This is a genomic window from Cryptosporangium arvum DSM 44712, from assembly GCF_000585375.1.
Lineage (GTDB): Bacteria > Actinomycetota > Actinomycetes > Mycobacteriales > Cryptosporangiaceae > Cryptosporangium > Cryptosporangium arvum.
On record NZ_KK073874.1, the window covers coordinates 2,698,647 to 2,718,083 of the forward strand.

Here is a 19,437-nt window from a genome sequence, read left to right on the forward strand (position 1 = left end):
GAGGTGAGTCCCGGACCCTGGTCGCGGCGCCTTACTTGACCTGCTCCTCGGCTGTCTTCAGCTTCTTCTCGATGTCGGCGACCGACGGGGACTTGCCCTTGGCGGCTTCGGCGAAAAGGTCGTTCATGACGTTGCCGACGAGCGTTTCGTACTGGCTCTCCTCCGGCACCTGCGGCAGCGGGGCGGCCGTGGTGGCGAGCGTCTCCGCGATCACCTTCTGCTCGGGACCGGAGAACGCCGGGTCGTCGGAGACCGTGGTGACCGACGGCAGCGAGCCGTAAGCCTTGTTGAGGGCGATCTGCTCCTCGTCACTGGTCATGAACTTCACGAAGTCCAGAGCACCCTCCTGGTTCTTGGAGTGCTTGAAGATCGCGATGTTGATGCCGGCGACCATGCTGTTGACCTTCTTGCCCCCGGCCGGAGCGGTGGCCGGGAACGGAACCGGAGCGACGCCCCACTGCTCGGGCTTCATGCCGTGCAGGGCCAGCTGGTTGCCGGCCGCCTGCCAGAGCAGCATCGCGGCCTTGCCGTTGGCGAAGTCGTTCACCGACTCGTTCTGCGCGTACTCGGCGTTACCCGGGTTCGTGATCTTGTCGGCCGCCAGGAAGTCGACGTACCGCTTGATCGCCTGGGCGTTCTGCGGGGTGCCGAACGTCGGCTTGCCCGATTTGTCGAACCACTCGCCGCCGTACTGCTGCGAGAACGTGAACGCGTGGTGCGAGTGCGCCGAGATGTGCGCGCCCTCCTGCGCCAGGCCCCACTTGCCGCCCTTGCTCAGCTTCTTGCCGTCGGCGACGAGCTCCTCCCACGTCGCCGGAGGCTTGGCGATGCCGGCGTCGGCGAACATCTTCTTGTTGTAGTAGAGCGAGTAGGCCAGGGAGTAGATCGGCACCGCCGTCGGGGGCTTGCCCTCGGCGCCCGCCGCGGCCAGCGCGGACGGGACGAAGCGGCTCTTGCCGCCGACCTTCTCGATCGTGGCGTCGTCGAACGGCACGAACGCGTCGGTGGCCTGCAAGGACGCCGACCACGTGTTACCGATGTTGACGACGTCCGGGCCCTGGCCGCTGGTGGCGGCGGCGAGCAACCGATTGAGCAGATCCGACCACGGAACGACCTCGAACTTGACCTTGATACCGGTCTGCTTCTCGAACTTCGCGAGCTCCGGCTTCAGGATCTCGGCGTCCTTGTCGAGGCTGATGCTCTGATTGCTGGCCCAGTAGGTGAGGGTCTTGGCGTCGCTGCCCGAGTCACCCCCGCCACAGGCCGCCAAAGTGGATGCCAGTAAGCCGGCGGCGGCTACCGCGGCGATTCGTCGCTTGAACACACGCTGTCCTTTCCAGAGACGCCGGCCTACTCGGCTAAGGAGTCCTGGGTTCGAGGCGCGCGGAACCTAGGCCGAGTGACCAGCAGGTTTTGGAGCGGCGGAGTCCAAAGCGTAGGGATATTTCGACATTGTGTTCGTTGTGTTGCGGATCGGAGCGACGAACGGACGGTTACGAGCGCCGAAGTGTAAGCGCTTTCCTGTGAACGGCCCGGGGCGCACACCCGGGCCGCTCCGCAGCGTCCTACTTCACTTGCTCCTGAGCCTTCTTCAACTTCTCCTGGATCTCCGCGACCGACGGGGACTTGCCCTTGGCGGCTTCGGCGAACAGGTCCTTCATGAGCCCGCCGACGAGCGTCTCGAACTGGCTCTCCTGGGCGACCTGCGGCAGCGGGGCCGCGCTGGTGGCCAGCGTGTCCTGAATGGTCTTCTGCTCCGGCTTCGCGAACGCCGGGTCGTCGGAGACCGTGGTGACCGACGGCAGCGAGCCGTAGGTCTTGTTGAGCAGGGCCTGCTCCTCGTCGCTGGTCATGAACTTCACGAAGTCCAGAGCACCCTCCTGGTTCTTGGAGTGCTTGAAGATCGCGATGTTGATGCCGGCGACCATGCTGTTGACCTTCTTGCCGTTGGCCGGCGGGCTGGCCAGGAACGGCACGGGCGCGACGCCCCAGTCGTCGGCCGGCATGTTGCGCAGCGTGAGCTGCGATCCGACGGCCTGCCAGAGCAGCATCGCGGCCTTGCCGCTGGCGAAGTCGGCCACCGACTGGTTCTGCGCGTACTCGGCGTTACCCGGGTTGGAGATCTTGTCGACCGCGATGAAGTCGATGTAGCGCTTGATCGCCTGCGCGTTCTCCGGGCTGTCGAACGTCGCCTTGCCCGATTTGTCGAACCACTCGCCGCCGTACTGCTGCGAGAAGGCGAACGCGTGGTGCGAGTTCTCGGAGATGTGGGCGCCTTCGATCGCCAGGCCCCACTTGCCGCCCGTGGTCAGCTTCTTCCCGTAGGTGACCAGTTCTTCCCAGGTCGTCGGCGGGTTCGCGATGCCGGCCTCGGCGAACATCTTCTTGTTGTAGTAGAGCGAGTAGGCCAGGGAGTAGATCGGCACCGCCGTCGGGGGCTTGCCCTCGGCGCCGGCCGCGGCGAGAGCGGCGGGCACGAAGCGGCTCTTGCCGCCGATCTTCTCCAGCGTCGCGTCGTCGAACGGCACGAACGCGTCGGTGGCCTGCAGGGACGCCGACCAGGTGTTACCGATGTTGACCACGTCGGGGCCCTGGCCGCTGGTGGCGGCGGCGAGCAGGCGGTTGAGCAGATCCGACCAGGGAACGACCTCGAGCTTGACCTTGATACCGGTCTGCTTCTCGAACTTCGCGAGCTCCGGCTTCAGGATCTCGGCGTCCTTCTCCAGGCTGGTGCTCTGGTTGCTGGCCCAGTAGGTGAGGGTCTTGGTGTCTCCACCGGAGTCACCCCCGCCACACGCCGCCAAAGTGGACGCCAGCAACGTTCCGACGGCAACGGCGGCTAATCGTCGCTTGAACACACGTTGTCCTTTCAGTTCGGCCAGCACGGCCGAGGGACGCCGGGCGGCTCGGCGTGCGCTCCGGGCTCGGTGTGCGAGCGGAACCCGGGCCGAGCGGCCCAGAGGTTTGGTGCAGCGGAGCCTAAAGTGTTTTCGCGCACTTCGTTCACGACTTAATTCAAGGTGTTATTAAAGTGTTGCCGTAAGGTCGATCGAGGGGGAGCTCACCGGTGGACGTGCTGTCAGGCAGAACGACGAACCGAGCGCTGCGGCGGCAGAACCGCGCGACGCTGCTCTCGGCGCTCTTCCTCGACGGCCCGCTGAGCCGCCAGGACCTGACCGCGCGGTACGGGCTGAGCCAGGCCGCGGTCAGCAACGTCATCGCCGACCTGATGGACGACGGGCTTGTCGTCGAGGCCGGGGCGCTGGAGTCCGACGGCGGGCGCCCGCGGATCCTGCTGCGGGTGTCCCCCGACTACGCGTCGGTGATCGGCGTCGACGTCGGGGAGACGCGGGTGCGCGTCGAACTGTTCGATCTCGCGATGACACCGCTGGCGAAGGCGGACTACCCGCTGGAGGACCTCGATCCGCGCTCGGTGGTGCGTCACGTCCGCCACGGGATCGAGTCGGTGGCCGGCGGGAACGTGCTCGGCGTCGGCGTCGGGGTGTCCGGGCTGGTGGAGCAGGGTGACCAGGCCGTCGTGCACGCCCAGACGCTCGGCTGGGACGCGGTACCGCTGGAGCGCATGCTGCGTGAGGGCACCGACCTGCCGCTGCACCTGGACAACGGCGCCAAGACCTGGGCGCAGGCCGAGCACTGGTTCGGCGCCGGACGCGGAGCCCGCCACGCGGCGTTCGCGCTCGTGGGGTCCGGGGTGGGGGCGGCGATCGTCGCGGACGGACAGTCGTACCGCGGGGCGTCGAGCAGCGCGGGGGAGTGGGGACACACGACGCTGGTGTACGGCGGTCGGGCCTGCCGCTGCGGCGCGCGGGGATGCCTGGAGGCGTACGTCGGCGCGGAGTCGATCATCGCCCGCGCGCTCGAGGCCGGTGTGCGCGTCGAAGGGCCGGACGAGGAGACGCAGGTGGCGTCGGTGCTGGCCGATCCGGCCGCGGCGGGCGTGCTCGCCGAGACGGCCGCGTACCTCGGGGCCGGGGTGGCGAACCTGATCAACCTGTTCAACCCGGAGCGGGTCGTGATCGGCGGGTGGGCCGGGATCGCGCTGGGGCCGTTGCTGCCCCAGGTGCGCGAGGCGGCCGCCGCCCAGGCGATGCGGCGGCCGTTCGCGCAGGCGTCGATCGAGCTGTGCGCGCTCGGGACGGATGCGGTGGCGCTGGGGGCAGCGACGTTGCCGGTGGCGCGCCTGCTCGCCGCGGGGGGCGTCCGCGACTGACGGGTCAGCTGTCGAACCCCAGGCCCAGGGCGTCCAGGGTGCGGAGCCAGTGGTTGCGCCGGCCCTGGTTGCGGTCGGCGGCGGCCAGCGACCGGCGGGTGAGCTCCACCCCCGCGAAGCGCACCGGCTCGGGCGGGAACGGGACGGGCTTCGTCCGCACCATCCGCGGGCGGGTGCGCGGGGTGTCCTCCCCGCTCAGCAGGTCGAGCATCACCTCGGCCCCGAACCGGGTCGCGCCGACCCCGAGGCCGGTGTAGCCCGCCGCGTACGCCACCCGGCCGCCGTGCGCGGTGCCGAAGAACGCCGAGAACCGCGTGCAGGTGTCGATCGCACCACCCCAGGCGTTGGTGAAGCGCACCCCTTCCAGCTGGGGGAACGTCGTGAAGAAATGGTCGGCGAGCGTCTCGTACGTCGACGGGCGGGCGTCGTAGCGGTCCCGCACCCGGCCCCCGAAGTGGTAGATCGCGTCGTAACCGCCCCAGAGGATCCGGTTGTCCGCGGTCAGCCGGTAGTAGTGGAACTGGTTGGCCGAGTCGCCCACCCCCTGCCGGTTGCGCCAGCCGAGCTCACCGAGCGAGGCGTCGGAGAGCGGCTCGGTCACCAGCGCGTAGTCGTACACCGGGATCACGTACGGGCGCACCCGGACCAGCGGGGACGGGTACGCGTTCGTGCCCAGCGCCACCGTCCGGGCACGCACCCGCGCCTTCGGGGTGCGTAACTCGGTGCCGCGCAGCGACAGCACCGGAGTGTGCTCGTGCATCCGCACCCCGAGCCGCCGGCACACCGCCGCCAGCCCCCACACCAGCTTGGCCGGGTGCACCATCGCGACGCCACGCCGGTTCCACGTGCCGCCGAGGTACGTCGGCGAGTTCACCTCCGCGCGCACGGCGTCGCGGTCGAGGAAGTCGGGGCCGTGCAGGCCGGCCAGCTGGTACTCCTCGGTCGCCACGTCCAGCTCGCCGGTGCGCTCCCACTCGGCGTCGATCCCGTACCGGACCAGCGTGTCCTCGATCGCCTGCAGGTTCTCCATCCCCAGCCGCTCGAGCTCGGCGAACTCCGACGGCCAGCGCGCGAGCCCGTTCCCGGCGCCGTGCGTCAGCGACGAAGCGCAGAAGCCGCCGTTGCGCCCGGAGGCCGCGTGCCCGATCCGCGCGCCCTCGAGCAGGACGACGTCGAGCGACGGGTCGCGCTCCTTCGCGATCAGCGCCGTCCACAGGCCCGAGTAGCCCCCGCCGACCACGGCCAGGTCGCAGGTCGTGTCGGCGGTCAGCGGGGGCGTCGCCGCCGGTCGGCCCGGGTCCTCGAGCCAGAACGATCCGTGCTCGACGTCGGCCAGGGACTTGTGCATCGGTCATCCCTCGTAGACAAGCGTTCCGTCGACGTAGGTCAACGCCACGCTCGTGGCGCCGATCTCGTCGGCGGGGTGATCGAACGGATCACGGTCGAGGACGACGAGGTCGGCGCGGTTGCCCACGCGCAGCGTGCCGGTGTCGTCGAGGTGGTTCACGTAGGCGCTGCCCGCGGTGTACGCGGCCAGCGCGGTGCCCAGGTCGAGCCGCTGCTCGGGAAGGAACGGCGGCCGCTCCGACCCGGGCAGCCGCCGGTTCACCGCCACGTGCACGGCCTGGAGCGGGTCGGCGGTCGTGACCGGCCAGTCGCTCCCGGCGACCAGCGTCGCCCCGGCACGCAGCAGGTCACCGAACGGGTACTGGTGCGTGGCGAGGTCGCCGCCGAGGAACGGGATCGTCAGATCGTCCATCTGGGGTTCGTGGGCGGCCCAGAGCGCCTGCAGGTTCGCCGACGCGCCCAGGCGGCGGAACCGCGGAACGTCGTCGGGGTGGACGACCTGCAGATGGGCGAGGTGCGGCCGGGTGTCGCGGTAGCCGTTGGCCGTCCGGGCGGCCTCGACCGCGTCCAGCGCCTCGCGGACGGCTCGATCGCCGAGCGCGTGGAAGTGGACCTGGAAGCCCAGGGCGTCCAGCTCGGTCACGTACCCGCGCAGGGCGATCGGGTCGACGAAGCTCAGGCCGGCGTTCGTCGTCGTGCCCCCGCAGGCGTCGCGGTACGGGGCGGTCATGCCGGCGGTGAAGTTCTCGGCCACGCCGTCCTGCATGATCTTGATGCTTCCGCAGCGCAGGCGCCCGACCGTGTAGCGCTCGCGTTTCTCGACCAGACCCGGGATCTGCGACGCGTCGCCGTCGCGGTCCCACCACAGCGCGCCGACCACGGACGCGGTGAGCAGCCCCTCGCGCGCCGCGGTCAGGTACGCGTCGGCGATGTCGGGGTAGCCGTTCGTCGCGCCGACCATCGCGTCCTGCCAGGCCGTGACTCCGAACGAGTGCAGAAGGGCCTGGGCGCGCAGCAGGCCGGCGAGCCGGTCGGCCGCGGTGACGTCCGGGAGCAGCGCGCCGACCAGCGCCATCGCGCCTTCCTGCAGCGCGCCGACCGGGTTGCCGCCGACGTCCCGGTTGATCACGCCGTCGGACGGGTCGGGGGTGTCGCGGGTGATGCCGGCCCGTTCCAGCGCAGGGGTGTTGACCCAGGCGCCGTGGTGGTCCTTGTTCGTCAGGTAGACCGGCCGGTCGGCGACGATCCGGTCGAGGATCTCCGCCGTCGGGACGCCACCCGGGAAGCTCTCCATCGCCCAGCCGCCGCCCACGATCCACTCCGCGCCGGGGTTCGCGTCGGCGTACGCGCGGATCCGCCGGGCGTACTCGTCGCGGTCGGTGGTTCCGGTGAGGTCGCACAGACCGAGTTCGAGGCCGCCGAACACCGCGTGCACGTGGGCGTCCTGGAAGCCGGGGAGCAGCAGCCGGCCGTTCAGGTCGACGATTTCGGTTTTCGGGCCGCGGAGGGCGTGCGCGTCCGGACCGAGGGCCACGATGCGGCCGGCCCGCACGGCCAGCGATCGCGACCGGCTGCGGGCCGGGTCGGTGGTGAGTACCGGTCCGCCGGTGAACAGCAGGTCAGCGGGGGCTTCGCTCATGCGACGATCGAATCGGCAGCGGCGCCGAGAGTCAATGGTGTTGTCGTAAAGGGTGCCCATGCTGGTGGTGGCGGTCGCGCAGCCGGTGGTTCGGTCGTTGGACGTGGTGGCGAACGTCCGCGCACACGCGGAGGTGGTGCGCCGCGCGGCGGGAGCACGGGTCGTGGTGTTTCCCGAAATGTCGCTGACCGGGTACGAGTTCGCGGCGCCGGTGTTGTCGCCGGAGGACGCCCGGTTGGCGCCGCTGGTCGAGGCGTGCCGGGAGACGGGGGCGATCGTGTTGGCGGGAGCCCCGGTCGGCTTCCCGGCCGGTCTTCCGGCCGGTTCTCCGGTCGGTTCTCCGGCCGGTTCTCCGGACGGTTTTTCGGTCGGTTCTCCGGTCGGTTCTCCGGACGGTTTTTCGGTCGGTGGTTCGGCCGCGGTGTTTTCGTGCTGTGGGGCCGGGGTGCCTGCGCTTGGTGGGGGCGGAGCGCGTTCGCTTGCCGCGGATGGGGCGGGGGTGCCTGGGCTTGGAGCTGGCGAGGTGACTCGGTCTAGTGCTGGCGAGGTGTCCGCGCCCGAGGGTGGAGTGCCTTCCCTGGGGGAGGGTGGGGCGCTTCGCCTTGGTGCAGGTGAGGTGTGTGTGCCTGGCGGGGACGAGGTTGCTGGGCCTGGTGCGGGCGAGATGCCCGTGCGCGAGATACCCATGCCTGGTGTGAGCGAGATGCCCGTGCCTGGTGTGAGCGGGGTGTGTGTGCCTGGCGGGGACGGGGTGGCTGGGCCTGGTGCGGGAGAGAGGCCCATGCCCGGCGCGAGCGAGATGCCTGTACGCGAGGTGCCCGTACCTGGTGTGAGTGGGGTGCCCGTGCCTGGTGTGAGCGGGGTGTATGTGCCTGGCGTGCGCGGGGCTGGTGGGGACGGTGCGGGTGGGCCTGGTGCGGGTGGGCCTGGTGCGGGTGGGCCTGGTGCGGGTGGGCCTGGTGCGGGTGTGGAGTTCGTGGCCGGTGCGGGGGAGCCGGGTGCAGGCGGGGTGACGCGGTCGATCGGGATGTTGGTGGTGGACGGGACCGGGGCGCGGGTCGGGTACCGGAAGCAGTACCTCGGTGGGGGCGAGGGGGCGGTGTTCACGGCGGGGACGGGGCCGGCCGTGATCGAGGTCGACGGGTGGCGGCTCGGGCTGGCGATCTGCAAGGACACCGGCGTGGAGCAGCACGCCGCCGACACCGCCGCGCTCGGCATCGACGTGTACGTCGCCGGTGTCCTGGAGACCGCCGAGGACTTCGACGTGCCCGCCGAACGCGCGGCCCGCATCGCCCGGGCGCACGGCGTGCCGGTCGCGATCGCGAGCTTCGCCGGATCCAGCGGCGAAGGCTTCGCCCGGGCCGCCGGCGGCTCGGGGGTGTGGGCCGCCGACGGCTCGCTACTCGCCCGCGCGGGTACCCGCACCGGCGAGATCGTTCAGGTCACGTTCGCCTGAGCCTATCGCGCAACACCGCGTTCTCAAGCGTTGTCCACAGTGTGCTCGTGAGCAGGTAGAGCACCGCCGCCAGCGGTACCGTGATCGCGAACACCACCGACACGTACGGCGCGAACCCCAGCCAGGCCGGCTGCCCCAGCCGGCGCAACCGCCGCGCACCCACGGTGGCGAGCACGAGGAACAGCCCGAACAACACCACAAAAACCACACTGTGGACGCCGAGCAGCGAGCCGTCGAGCCAATGGTCACCGAGCGGCACGCCGCCGAGTTCGTGCCCGAGCAGCCCGTTGGGCGCGCCGCCCACGGTGGGGAGGCGGAACAACGAGAACAACGTGAGGAAGAACGGGGCCTGGAGCACCAGCGGGCCCATCGTGGTGAGCGTGCCGACACCCTCGTCGCGATAGAGCGCCGACACTTCGGTCAGCGCACGAAGCGGATCGTCGGCGTGCCGGTCGCGGAGTTTCTGCACCCGCGGTGCGAGAGCGGCGCGACGCCGTTCCACCGCGATCTGCCGGAAGGTGAGCGGGAGCAGCAGGAGCCGCACCCCGAGCGTGGCGAGCACGATGGCGACGGCGGTCGCGGCACTCCCAGCCAGCGGTGTGAGCAGAGCACTACCCCACTCCACGGCGGCATGAGCGTACAAAATGGGCAGGTCGAACGGCATGAGACCCTCCGGGGTCGAGAACGGATCGGTCACCGGAAAGCCGCGTAGCGCTACCCGGGCACCCGTCCGCACCAGTCGCCCCCGGCCCACGGCGGCCGTGAATCGGACAGGGGTCACCGAGCGAACCGACCCGCTCTGTGAACAAGCTGGTCGCCGAGCGTGGCGCGCGGATCCGATAGGGCCTGCCACCAGTCCGAACACAAGCCACCGACTGCACGCGACCCGCTTCACGGCCGGGTTGCTCGCAGGACGTGGCGAGGGCCCGTCATGGCCCGCCACCAGTCCGAACCCATGCCATCGGCCACGCTCGACCCGCTCCACGACCAAGTCGGACGGAGGAATCGAGCGGGCTCGAAGCACTCTGCGACCGGAGTGGTCAGAGGCGGTGCGAGTCCGATCTGGTCCGCGGCCGGGCTGGGGGCCGGGCGCGCGGTGCGGGGTCAGGCACAGTCCGTACCGGGTGGGCGCAGGCCGTTGGCGGTCCTGATGCGGTCCGCGGCCCCGCCCGGATGCGACCGGCCCAACTTGGGACGGCTGGCAGGCGGCCCGCGGTAGTGCCTTCCTCGCGACCGATCAGGGCGGTGTTGGCCCTTGAGGGTGCCTCGGCCGATGGCGGTGCCTAGCCGGTGCCGGTGCTTGGGCGGTATCGGTGCCTAGCCGCTGGCGGTGCTTGGGCGGTGCGGGTGCCTGGCCGGTGCCGGTGCCTGGCCGGTGCTTGGGCGGTGCCTAGCCGATGGCGGGTGCCTAGCCGATGGCGGGCGCCTGGGCGTTGCGGGTGCCTGGGCGTTGCCGGTGGTTCGGGCGGACGGCGGCGGGCCTGGTGGGGCGGGCTCGGTGGGTGCGCTACGCGGCTAGGAGGGTGGTGGGCGCTCGGGGGCGGGAGTGGCCGCGGGCGTCGGGGTCTCGGTGGCGAGGGGCGCCTCGGGAGGCGGCGCGGCGGGCGCCGGCGGCGAGGCGGGGTGGGGTCAAGGTCGGGAGTTGGATGCCGACCCGGCGCAGAGCCAATGCCGCGAGAAGGGCGACGGCCACGAAGGCCAGCACGCCGGTGTTGGGCTGGAAGAGCACCAGTAGGCCGGCGAGTGCCCAGAGCGTGACCACCGCACGGGACCAAGGGCTGACCATGCCGTCAGCTTACGGCCGCCTCGCTACCCCGCCGTCGATATCCACAGCCTCGGATCCGATCGCTGCCGACTCTCCGCTTCGCGTCTCGCGCCACCCCGCGTTCCCAACCGCGTTGCGTACGCGTGCCGCGCCCCGTGCTGCGTACGCGCGCCGCGCCCCGTCCCGCGCTGTTACGCGTCCCGCGCCTCGCGTCCCGCGCCTCGCGTCCCGCGCTGTTACGCGTCCCGCGCCTCCGTCCCGCGCTGTTACGCGTCCCGCGCCTCCGTCCCGCGCTGTTACGCGTCCCGCGCTGCGTCCCGCATCTCGCGTCCGCGCCGCCTACGCGCTCGTGCCGCTACGCGCCTCGCGCCCGTTGACGCACCCCGCGTCCGGCACCCTTCATACGCCCTGTGTCGCGAACACGTCCCGCACCCGCAGACCACACACACAGTCCGAGCCCGATCCCAGCCCGACCACCCCCGAGCGGCCCCGAGCCGACAAACCCCACCCACACCCCACACCCCGCGAAAACTCCCGCGCACCCCCGAAATACCCGGCCCCTCTCCGGGGTTCCCGCGGTATGAGCGACGACACAGGGTTCGACCTGCACGGCCTCCTTGCCTCGGCTCGGCTCGGGGTACTCGCCACGATCAAATCCGACGGACGCCCCCAACTCTCCCCGGTGACCCCCTATTACGACCGTGAGAACGACACCATCTACGTGTCGATGACCGAGGGACGGGCGAAGACCGTCAACCTCCGGCGTGACCCTCGGGCCTCGCTCGAGGTCACCGCCGAGGACGGGTGGGCCTGGGCCACGGCCGAGGGCACCGGCACGCTCGTGGGGCCGGGTACCGACCCGGACGGGCCCGAGGTGGAGGCGCTCGTCGACTACTACCGCGCGGCCGCCGGGGAGCACCCGGATTGGGACGAGTACCGGTCGGTGATGGTGTCGGACCGACGCGTCCTGCTGAAGCTCCGGGTCGAGAAAGTCTACGGCGCCAAGATTAGGTGAGTAACCTACTCGATTGGGTACAAAACCTACCAATCGAGAAGGAGTGAGGCCGTGGCGGCACCAGCAGTAGCTCGAGCTGCCACCAGCGACGACCTCGACGCGGTGGCGCGCGCGGCGGCGGAGTCGGTCGACGTCCCGATCGGGCTGGTGACGCTCGTCGACGGGGAGTGGATGCGTTTCGCCGGCGCGTTCGGCCTGGTCGGGGCGCTGGCGGAGTCGCGGCGCATCCTGGTGTCCGAATCGTTCTGCCAGGACGTGGTGGCCAGCGACGCGCCGGTCGTCATGCGCGACACCGAGAACGACCCGCGCTCGCGGCCGACCGGCGCCGCGGTGCGGGTCGGCGCGTACCTGGGGGTGCCGCTGCGCGCGCGTGACGGCACGGCGTTCGGCGTCCTCTGCGCGATCGACGGGAGGCCCCGGGACTGGACGCCGGCCGAGGTCGGGGCACTCCGCGGTGTGGCCACCGCGGCGACGAACCTCCCCGGGCTGTTCACCGAGCTCCCCGCGGAGACCGCGCCCGCGGACGGGCCTCCGCACAGCCTCTTCCTGCAGGCTCTGCTCGACAGCCTCAACACCGCGGTCTTCGCGTGCGACGCCGCCGGCTACACGATGTTCGGCAACCCGGCCCTGCAGCGCATGCTCGACCTGGCCGAGGAGCTGCCCACCGACGCGGCCGCGATCGCCGGTGACCGGCTGCGCGACGCCGACGGGCAGCCGCTGCCGCACGACCGGCACCCGAGCGCCCGGGCGCTGGCCGGCGAACCGGTCCGCGACGTCGTGCTGCGCCTGGCCCGTCCCGGTCGCCCGCCGCGCACGCTGATCGCCAACGCGGAGCGCATCACGGTGGCCGGTGCGGTGCTCGGCGCCGTCGTCGCGCTGCACGACGCGACCGACCAGCAGCGGGCCCAGCGGTTCCGGGAGTGCTCGCTCGCCGTCTCCCGTGCGCTCGTCGAGGCCGACCGGGTCGCGGAGGCCGCGCGCCAGGTCGTCGACGCGGTGGCGCGGTCGCTGCACTGGCCGCACGCCGAGCTCTGGCTCGCCGATCCGGTCACCGACGTGCTGCGCCCGGCCGCGTCCTGGACCGACGGCGAGCTCGACCGGCCCGGCCTGATGTCCACGGCGCTCGGTCCGGGGGAAGGGCTGGCCGGGACGACCTGGCAGACCGGCGAGCCGGTGTGGGTGCCCGACATCGCCACCGAGACCCGGTTCGACGTCGAGGGCGCGGCCCGGCGCAAGCTGCGTACCGCGCTCGCCGTGCCGGTGCGCAGCGCCGAGGCCGTCGTCGGCGTGCTGGCGATCTACGCCGACACCCTCGACGAGGACCGGATCGCCCTGACCGCCCACCTGGTCGGCATCGCCGCCCACGTCGGCCACTACCTGGAGCGGCGGCGGGCCGAGGAGCTGGCGCTGCAGCTGGCCCGCACGAAGGACGACTTCCTCGCGCTCGTCGGCCACGAGCTGCGCACGCCGCTCACCTCGATCACGACCTACGCCCAGCTGCTCTCCGACAACCCGGACTGCTGGACGTCCGACGGGCCGCAGCTGCTCGGCGTCATCACCCGCAACACCCAGAGCCTGACCGCGATCATCGACGACCTGCTCGACCTGGCCGGGCTGGAGTCGGGTCACATCACGATCCGGCCGTCCGACACCGACCTGGCCGAGCTGACCCGGGAGGGCATCGAGACGGTCCGGGTCGCCGCCGACCGCCGGGAGATCACGGTCGAGGCCGATCTGCCGGAGCGGGTCGCGCTGCACGGCGATCCCCAGCGGCTGCGCCAGATGCTCGACAACGTCCTCTCCAACGCGGTGAAGTACAGCCACCGGGGCGGACGGGTGACGGTCGCGCTCGTCGAGGAGGCGGGGGTGGCGAAGCTGTCGGTCGCCGACACCGGCATCGGTATCCCGCCCGACGAACGCGACCGGCTCTTCCAGCGGTTCTTCCGGTCGTCGACGGCCCGGGACAACGGGGTTCCCGGCACCGGGCTCGGTCTGGTCGTGACCCGCGCGATCGTCGAGCGGCACGGTGGGCGGATCAGCGCCACCCACACCGACCCCGGCACCACGATGGTGATCCGCCTTCCGATCGCCTGACCCGGTCCGACGTGGGACATTTATCGATGCATAGCGCAACTAGGAGGGCCGATGGGCGCCAGGTCAGTGCAGATCCCCACCCCCGACGGCGTCGCCGACGCGTTCGTGGCCCAGCCCGACGGTGACGGTCCGTGGCCGGCGGTGCTCTTCTACATGGACGCGTTCGGCGTCCGGGAAGTGCTCACCGACATGGCCCGCACGATCGCCGACGACGGGTTCGTGGTCCTGCTGCCGAACCTCTTCTACCGCAGCGGCACCGCACCGCTCTTCGACACGTCCGGGCTGGCCACGCCGGAGGGCCGGAGGGAGGTCTTCGGGTCGGCCCGGCCGATGATCGCCGCGCTGACCGCGGAGGCCGTCAAGGGCGACGCGGCCGCCTATCTGGACTTTCTCGCCGCGGAGCCGTCGGTGAAGCCGGGCCCGGTCGGGGTCACCGGCTACTGCATGGGCGGCCGGTTGGCGGTGCGTACCGCGATCGCGTTCCCCGACCGGGTCGGCGCGGTGGCGAGCTTCCACGCCGGTGGGCTGGTCACCGACGAACCCGACAGCCCGCACCGGCAGGTCACCGGCGCCGGCGTCGAGTACTACTTCGCGCACGCCGAGAACGACCACTCGATGACGCCGGCGAACGTGACCGCGCTCAACGACGCGCTGGACGCCGCCGGTGTCCGGTTCAAGTCGGAGATCTACGAGGGCACCGAGCACGGCTTCACGATGTCCGACAGCGACGTCTACGACCCGATGAGCCTGGAGCGCCACTGGCGCAACCTGCTGGAACTGTTCGAGCGACGGCTCTAGGACGGTGGCCCGGTGCTGCCGCGCACGGTCAGCGTCGGCTCCAGCAGCACGCTCCCGTCGTTCCGCCCGGCCGGGGCGTCCTCGCGGAGCTGGTCGAGCAGCACCTCGAGGCTGCGCCGGCCGAGCTCCGCGAAGTCCTGCCGGACGGTGGTGAGCGGCGGCAGGAAGTAGCCGGCTTCCGGGACGTCGTCGAAGCCGACCACGCTGACGTCGTCCGGTACCCGGCGGCCGGCCTCGTGCATCGCGCGCAGCACCCCCAGCGCGACCGGGTCGTTCGCGCAGAACACCGCGGTCACCGACGGGTCGCGGGCCAGCGCCGCGCCGATCTCGTAGCCGGAGTCGGCGGTCCAGGCGCCGAACTCGGCCTCGGGCACCACGCGGTCGTTGGCGTAGAGCGTGGCCCGCCAGCCCTCGATGCGATCGCGGGCCTCCGGCCAGTCCGACGGACCGCCCACGTGGTGCACGGTCGCGTGCCCCAGATCGAGCAGGTGCTGCGTCGCCAGCGCCGCGCCGGCCCGGTTGTCGAACCGGACGCTGGCCACGCCGCTCTCGCCCGCCCCGCCGACGCCGACGGCGCCCAGCCCGTCGGGCACCTCGGCCAGCGCGTTCGCGGCCGACTCCTTGGGCGCGATCGCGACGATGCCCTCCACCGCCTGTGCGCACAGCCGGTCGATCGCCTCCAGCACCGCGGTGCGTTCGAGCGAGCGCACGGTGACCACGCTGACGAAATACCCGGCGGCGCGGGCCGCGTCCTCGATGCCGTACAACATGGACGCCGGCCCGTAGAGCGTGCTCTCGAACCCGACCAGGCCGAGGATCCCGGAGCGGCGGGTGGCCAGCGTGCGCGCGGCCAGGTTGCGTCGGTAGTTGAGCGCCCGCATGGCCTCCAGCACCCGCGCGCGGGTCTCCTCCCGCACGCTCGGATGCTCGTTCAGCACCCGGGAGACGGTCTGGTGGCTCACGCCCGCGAGGCGGGCGACGTCACGCATGATCGACGTCCGGGGACGCTCGGACGGCCTCTCGGGTGCGGACAAAGGACCCTCCAGTCGTGCCCTGTGATCGCTCACATCGTAACTATGCGGGTCGGCGGAGCTGGATCGTACCGGAGCGCCAACGGCTGTTCCGGCCGGATATCCACTGGACACGTCCGGTTGTGACCTGGTTGGGTGCCGCTTCGCAACAAGCCGGTAACGCAGGGTCGGATAGCTCTTGACGCGACGAATGAGAGCGGTAACACTCTCGGAACACGGCCGCGTGACCCGCGCCACACCGAGTTCCACCGCGATCCCGGACACCGCTCGGGGGCTTCTCCGCAAGGGATCCGGCTGCTCGACCAAGCTAGACCACCGACCGCTCGGGCTTGAGCGGTAACAAGCGATGTTAGCGGTCACATCGCTCGGGGCGTTTCTCGTTCGACTCGGGAGGACGAAGTGATCAGGAGAGTGTCCGCGGCGATTGCCGCCGGGTTACTCGTCGCCGCCGGCCTGGCCGGCTGCGGTGGCGACAGCGGAAGCGGAAGCGGCAACGACGACGGCAAGATCACGATGGGCTTCGCGCAGGTCGGCGCGGAGAGCGGCTGGCGCACGGCGAACACCAAGTCGATCCAGGAGTCGGCCAAGGCCGCCGGTATCGAGCTGAAGTTCTCCGACGCGCAGCAGAAGCAGGAAAACCAGATCAAGGCGATCCGCAGCTACATCGCCCAGAAGGTCGATGTCATCGCGTTCTCGCCGGTCATCGAGTCCGGATGGGACCAGGTCCTCAAGGAGGCGAAGGACGCGGAGATCCCGGTCATCCTGACCGACCGCGCCGTCGACTCCAAGGACACCTCCCTCTACGAGACCTTCATCGGCTCGGACTTCGTGCTCGAGGGCAAGAAGGCCGGCGAGTGGCTGGTCGAGGACTCGAAGGCCGCCAAGGGCCCGGTGAACGTCATCCAGCTCGAGGGCACCACCGGTGCCGCGCCGGCCAACGACCGCAAGTCCGGCTTCGCCGACGCCATCAAGGCCGACCCGAAGATCAAGGTCGTCGCGTCCCAGGACGGTGACTTCACCCGCGCCAAGGGCAAGGAGGTCATGGAGGCCCTGCTCAAGGCGCACCCCGAGACCAACGTGCTCTACGCCCACAACGACGACATGGGGCTCGGCGCGATCGAGGCGATCGAGGCGGCCGGCAAGAAGCCGGGCGTCGACATCAAGATCGTCACGGTCGACGCGGTCAAGGACGGCATGACCGCGCTGTCCGAGGGCAAGATCAACTTCATCGTCGAGTGCAGTCCGCTCCTCGGCCCGCAGCTGATGGACCTGGCCAAGCAGGTCGTCGACGGTAAGAAGGTGGAGAAGCGCATCCTCACCGAGGAGACCACCTTCACCCAGGAGCAGGCCAAGGCCGCTCTGCCCGAGCGCAAGTACTGAGTCATCCACCCGGGTGGGCCGCACCGCGGCCCACCCGGGGCTTTGCGTGGAATGGAGAGGTGATGGGGGAGCCCACACCGGCGGAGAAGCCGATTCTGGAGATGACCGGCGTCGGGAAGGTGTTTCCCGGCGTGGTCGCGCTCGCCGACGTGGATCTCCGCCTCTACCCGGGCGAGGTCCACGCGTTGATGGGGGAGAACGGCGCCGGGAAGTCGACCCTGATCAAGGTGCTCACCGGCGTCTACGGCATCGACGCGGGCTCGATCCGGCTGGGCGGTGAGGACGTCCGGTTCACCGGGCCGCTGCAGGCCCAGCGGGCCGGGATCAGCACCGTGTACCAGGAGGTCAACCTCTGCCCGAACCTGTCGGTCGCGGAGAACATCTTCATCGGACGTGAGCCACGCCGGTTGGGCGCGATCCAGTGGCGCCGGATGCGCCGCCGCTCCGCCGAACTGCTGCGCGGGCTCGACCTCGATCTCGACGTCACCGCGCTGCTGGGCAGCTACTCGATCGCGATCCAGCAGATGGTGGCGATCGCGCGGGCGGTGGACATCTCCGCGAAGGTGCTGATCCTCGACGAGCCGACGTCCAGCCTGGACGCCTCCGAAGTGGAGCAGCTGTTCGCGGTGATGCGCCGGCTCAAGCGCGAAGGCCTGGCGATCGTCTTCGTCTCGCACTTCCTCGACCAGGTCTACGACATCGCCGACCGGATGACCGTGCTGCGCAACGGCAGGCGCGTCGGCGAGTACCGGGTCGAAGAGCTCCCGCAGTCCCAGCTGGTCAGCAAGATGATCGGCAAGGAACTCGCGGTGCTGGAGGAGCTCGAGGAGCAGCAGAAGCCCTCGACCGCGGCGCTGGAGCAGGGCCAGCCGGTGCTCGCCGCCACCGGCGTCGCCCGCAAGGGCGCGATCGAACCGTTCTCGCTCACCATCCACCAGGGTGAGGTCGTCGGGCTGGCCGGGCTGCTCGGCTCCGGCCGCACGGAGCTGGCGCGGCTCATGTTCGCCGCCGACAAGGCCGACCAGGGCACGTTCTCGTTCGGCGGTGACACCGTGCCGATGCGTGGCCCGCGCACCGCGATGGAGCACGGCGTCGCGTTCAGCTCGGAGAACCGGCGCACCGAGGGTGTCGTCGGCGAGCTGACCGTGCGCGAGAACATCGTCCTCGCGCTGCAGGCCTCCCGCGGCTGGGCCCGGCCGATCCCGCGCGGGCGTCAGGACGAGCTGGTCGCCAAGTACATCAAGGCGCTCGACATCCGACCGGCGAACCCCGACACCCAGGTGCGCAACCTCTCCGGCGGCAACCAGCAGAAGGTGCTGCTCGCCCGGTGGCTGATCACCGAGCCGAAGCTGCTCATCGTCGACGAGCCCACCCGCGGCATCGACGTCGGTGCCAAGGCCGAGATCCAGCGGCTGCTCGCGCAGCTCTCCGGCGACGGCATGGCGGTGCTGTTTATCAGCGCCGAGCTCGAAGAGGTCTTACGCCTGTCGCACAAGATCGCGGTGCTCCGCGACCGGCGGCTGGTCGAACAGCTCGACAACACCGACGACGTGGACGTCGACCGGATCCTCGCGACGATCGCGAGCGGGTCGGCCACCGGGGAGGCCTCATGACTCGGCTGTCGCCGATCGTCCGGCATCGGCTTTTCTGGCCCGCCGCGGCGCTCGTGCTCCTGCTGGTCAGCAATCTGTTCTTCAGCACCGACTTCTTCGCCGTCCGGATCAAGGACGGCCACCTCTACGGCTCGCTCATCGACATCCTCCGCGGCAGCACCCCGTTGGTGCTGGTCGCGCTGGGCATGACGCTCGTCATCGCCACCGCGGGCATCGACCTCTCGGTCGGCTCGGTGATCGCGATCGTCGGCGCGGTGGCCTGTCTGCGGGTGAGCGAGCTCGACGACCAGAACAGCGTCACCGGAGTGCTCGCGGCGGTCGCCGTCGCGGTCGTGCTCTCGCTGGTGCTCGGGCTCTGGAACGGCGTCCTGGTCGCGGCGGTGGGCATCCAGCCGATCATCGCGACGCTGATCCTGCTGGTCGGCGGCCGGGGCATCGCGCAGCTGATCACCGACGGGCAGATCATCAACGTCCGCTCCTCGCCGTACCGCACGATCGGCGCCGGCTACGCGCTGACGATCCCGGTCGCGGTGATCATCGCGGCCGCGGTCGTCGCGGTCGCGGTGCTGCTCACCCGGCGCACCGCGCTCGGCCTGCTGATCGAGTCGGTCGGCAGCAGCCCCACGGCCAGCCGGCTGGCCGGCATCCAGGCCCGGCGGCTCACGCTCATCGTGTACGTGTTCTCGGGTTTCTGCGCCGGCGTCGCCGGGCTGATCTACAGCTCGAACATCTCCAGCGCCGACGGCAACAACGCCGGCAGCCTGATCGAGCTGGACGCGATCCTCGCGGTCGTCATCGGCGGAACGGCGCTGACCGGTGGCCGGTTCTCGATCGCCGGCAGCGTGCTCGGGGCCGTGCTCATCCAGACGCTGAACATCACCATCTACACCGCGGGCGTACCGGGACGGTTCACCCTGCTCTTCAAGGCGGTCGTCGTGGTCGTCCTCTGCCTGGCGCAGTCCCCGACGTTCCGGGCCAAGGTGTTCGGGCGGTGGCGCCGTTCGAAGCCACCGACGGCCGGGCCGACCCCGGGCGCACCGGCCCCCGCGGAGGTGGCGGCATGACCAC

The 19,437-nt window shown here is 70.9% G+C and carries 16 protein-coding genes and 1 pseudogene; 10 read left to right on the forward strand and 7 right to left on the reverse strand.

Annotation, left to right across the window (positions count from 1 at the left end; genetic code table 11):
- Nucleotides 1–31 precede the first annotated feature (31 nt).
- Together CRYAR_RS12590 and CRYAR_RS12595 are read right to left on the reverse strand one after the other, a co-directional pair.
- Nucleotides 32–1,324: an ABC transporter substrate-binding protein gene (locus CRYAR_RS12590; protein WP_035850791.1), complete on the reverse strand. Its 1,293-nt coding sequence runs from the start codon at nucleotides 1,322–1,324 to the stop codon at nucleotides 32–34.
- Nucleotides 1,325–1,565: 241 nt separating this feature from the next.
- The gene (locus CRYAR_RS12595) at nucleotides 1,566–2,858 is read right to left on the reverse strand and encodes an ABC transporter substrate-binding protein (RefSeq protein WP_035850793.1); all 1,293 of its coding nucleotides are present in this window, start codon (nucleotides 2,856–2,858) and stop codon (nucleotides 1,566–1,568) included.
- A gap of 215 nt (nucleotides 2,859–3,073) precedes the next feature.
- On the opposite strand from CRYAR_RS12595, the gene CRYAR_RS12600 reads away from it, so the two are divergent.
- Nucleotides 3,074–4,231, forward strand: coding sequence for an ROK family protein (locus tag CRYAR_RS12600; protein WP_035862036.1), 1,158 nt, complete (start codon nucleotides 3,074–3,076; stop codon nucleotides 4,229–4,231).
- Nucleotides 4,232–4,235: 4 nt separating this feature from the next.
- On the opposite strand, the gene CRYAR_RS12605 is transcribed toward CRYAR_RS12600, so the two are convergent.
- Nucleotides 4,236–5,579 (reverse strand): NAD(P)/FAD-dependent oxidoreductase, encoded by a 1,344-nt coding sequence (locus tag CRYAR_RS12605; RefSeq protein ID WP_035850795.1) that lies wholly within the window; start codon nucleotides 5,577–5,579, stop codon nucleotides 4,236–4,238.
- 3 nt (nucleotides 5,580–5,582) lie between these two features.
- Entirely contained in the window at nucleotides 5,583–7,217 is a 1,635-nt protein-coding gene (locus CRYAR_RS12610) for an amidohydrolase (protein WP_035850797.1), read from the reverse strand.
- A gap of 58 nt (nucleotides 7,218–7,275) precedes the next feature.
- Here CRYAR_RS12610 and CRYAR_RS50665 point away from each other — a divergent pair.
- The 3 genes and pseudogenes from CRYAR_RS50665 to CRYAR_RS49535 all read left to right on the forward strand — a co-directional run.
- Nucleotides 7,276–7,527 (forward strand): annotated as a pseudogene (locus CRYAR_RS50665) (nitrilase-related carbon-nitrogen hydrolase); the annotation flags it as partial.
- Nucleotides 7,528–8,083: 556 nt separating this feature from the next.
- Nucleotides 8,084–8,230: a hypothetical protein gene (locus CRYAR_RS49530; RefSeq protein ID WP_169744968.1), complete on the forward strand. Its 147-nt coding sequence runs from the start codon at nucleotides 8,084–8,086 to the stop codon at nucleotides 8,228–8,230.
- Complete coding sequence (locus CRYAR_RS49535; RefSeq protein WP_051570083.1) at nucleotides 8,227–8,673, forward strand: nitrilase-related carbon-nitrogen hydrolase; 447 nt, start codon at nucleotides 8,227–8,229, stop codon at nucleotides 8,671–8,673. Before CRYAR_RS49530 ends, CRYAR_RS49535 begins: the two co-directional genes overlap by 4 nt.
- On the opposite strand, the gene yidC is transcribed toward CRYAR_RS49535, so the two are convergent.
- The gene (gene yidC / locus CRYAR_RS12620) at nucleotides 8,660–9,370 is read right to left on the reverse strand and encodes a membrane protein insertase YidC (protein ID WP_211247413.1); all 711 of its coding nucleotides are present in this window, start codon (nucleotides 9,368–9,370) and stop codon (nucleotides 8,660–8,662) included. The genes CRYAR_RS49535 and yidC overlap by 14 nt on opposite strands.
- A gap of 810 nt (nucleotides 9,371–10,180) precedes the next feature.
- Nucleotides 10,181–10,459, reverse strand: a complete 279-nt coding sequence (locus CRYAR_RS12625; RefSeq protein WP_051570085.1) for a DUF6412 domain-containing protein — start codon at nucleotides 10,457–10,459, stop codon at nucleotides 10,181–10,183.
- Between the two features lie 559 nt (nucleotides 10,460–11,018).
- Between CRYAR_RS12625 and CRYAR_RS12630 the strand changes: the two genes are divergently transcribed.
- Genes CRYAR_RS12630 through CRYAR_RS12640 form a run of 3 tightly spaced genes read left to right on the forward strand, consistent with a single transcriptional unit; the run spans nucleotide 11,019 to nucleotide 14,345 of the window.
- Nucleotides 11,019–11,453, forward strand: a complete 435-nt coding sequence (locus tag CRYAR_RS12630; protein ID WP_035862045.1) for a PPOX class F420-dependent oxidoreductase — start codon at nucleotides 11,019–11,021, stop codon at nucleotides 11,451–11,453.
- Nucleotides 11,454–11,504: 51 nt separating this feature from the next.
- Nucleotides 11,505–13,547, forward strand: coding sequence for a sensor histidine kinase (locus CRYAR_RS12635; RefSeq protein WP_084700403.1), 2,043 nt, complete (start codon nucleotides 11,505–11,507; stop codon nucleotides 13,545–13,547).
- 51 nt (nucleotides 13,548–13,598) lie between these two features.
- A complete protein-coding gene (locus CRYAR_RS12640; protein WP_035850799.1) occupies nucleotides 13,599–14,345 on the forward strand; it encodes a dienelactone hydrolase family protein in 747 nt (248 codons plus the stop codon).
- Here CRYAR_RS12640 and CRYAR_RS12645 read toward each other — a convergent pair.
- Nucleotides 14,342–15,334, reverse strand: coding sequence for a LacI family DNA-binding transcriptional regulator (locus tag CRYAR_RS12645; RefSeq protein ID WP_051570087.1), 993 nt, complete (start codon nucleotides 15,332–15,334; stop codon nucleotides 14,342–14,344). The genes CRYAR_RS12640 and CRYAR_RS12645 overlap by 4 nt on opposite strands.
- Nucleotides 15,335–15,775: 441 nt before the next feature.
- On the opposite strand from CRYAR_RS12645, the gene CRYAR_RS12650 reads away from it, so the two are divergent.
- From CRYAR_RS12650 to CRYAR_RS12660, 3 genes are all read left to right on the forward strand, one after another.
- Complete coding sequence (locus CRYAR_RS12650) at nucleotides 15,776–16,756, forward strand: ABC transporter substrate-binding protein (RefSeq protein ID WP_035850801.1); 981 nt, start codon at nucleotides 15,776–15,778, stop codon at nucleotides 16,754–16,756.
- 62 nt (nucleotides 16,757–16,818) lie between these two features.
- Complete coding sequence (locus CRYAR_RS12655) at nucleotides 16,819–18,369, forward strand: sugar ABC transporter ATP-binding protein (protein ID WP_035850802.1); 1,551 nt, start codon at nucleotides 16,819–16,821, stop codon at nucleotides 18,367–18,369.
- Nucleotides 18,366–19,433 carry an ABC transporter permease gene (locus CRYAR_RS12660; RefSeq protein WP_051570088.1) on the forward strand — a complete coding sequence of 356 codons (1,068 nt, stop codon included), beginning with the start codon at nucleotides 18,366–18,368 and terminating at the stop codon, nucleotides 19,431–19,433. The genes CRYAR_RS12655 and CRYAR_RS12660 overlap by 4 nt, the downstream gene beginning before the upstream one ends.
- Nucleotides 19,434–19,437 lie beyond the last annotated feature (4 nt).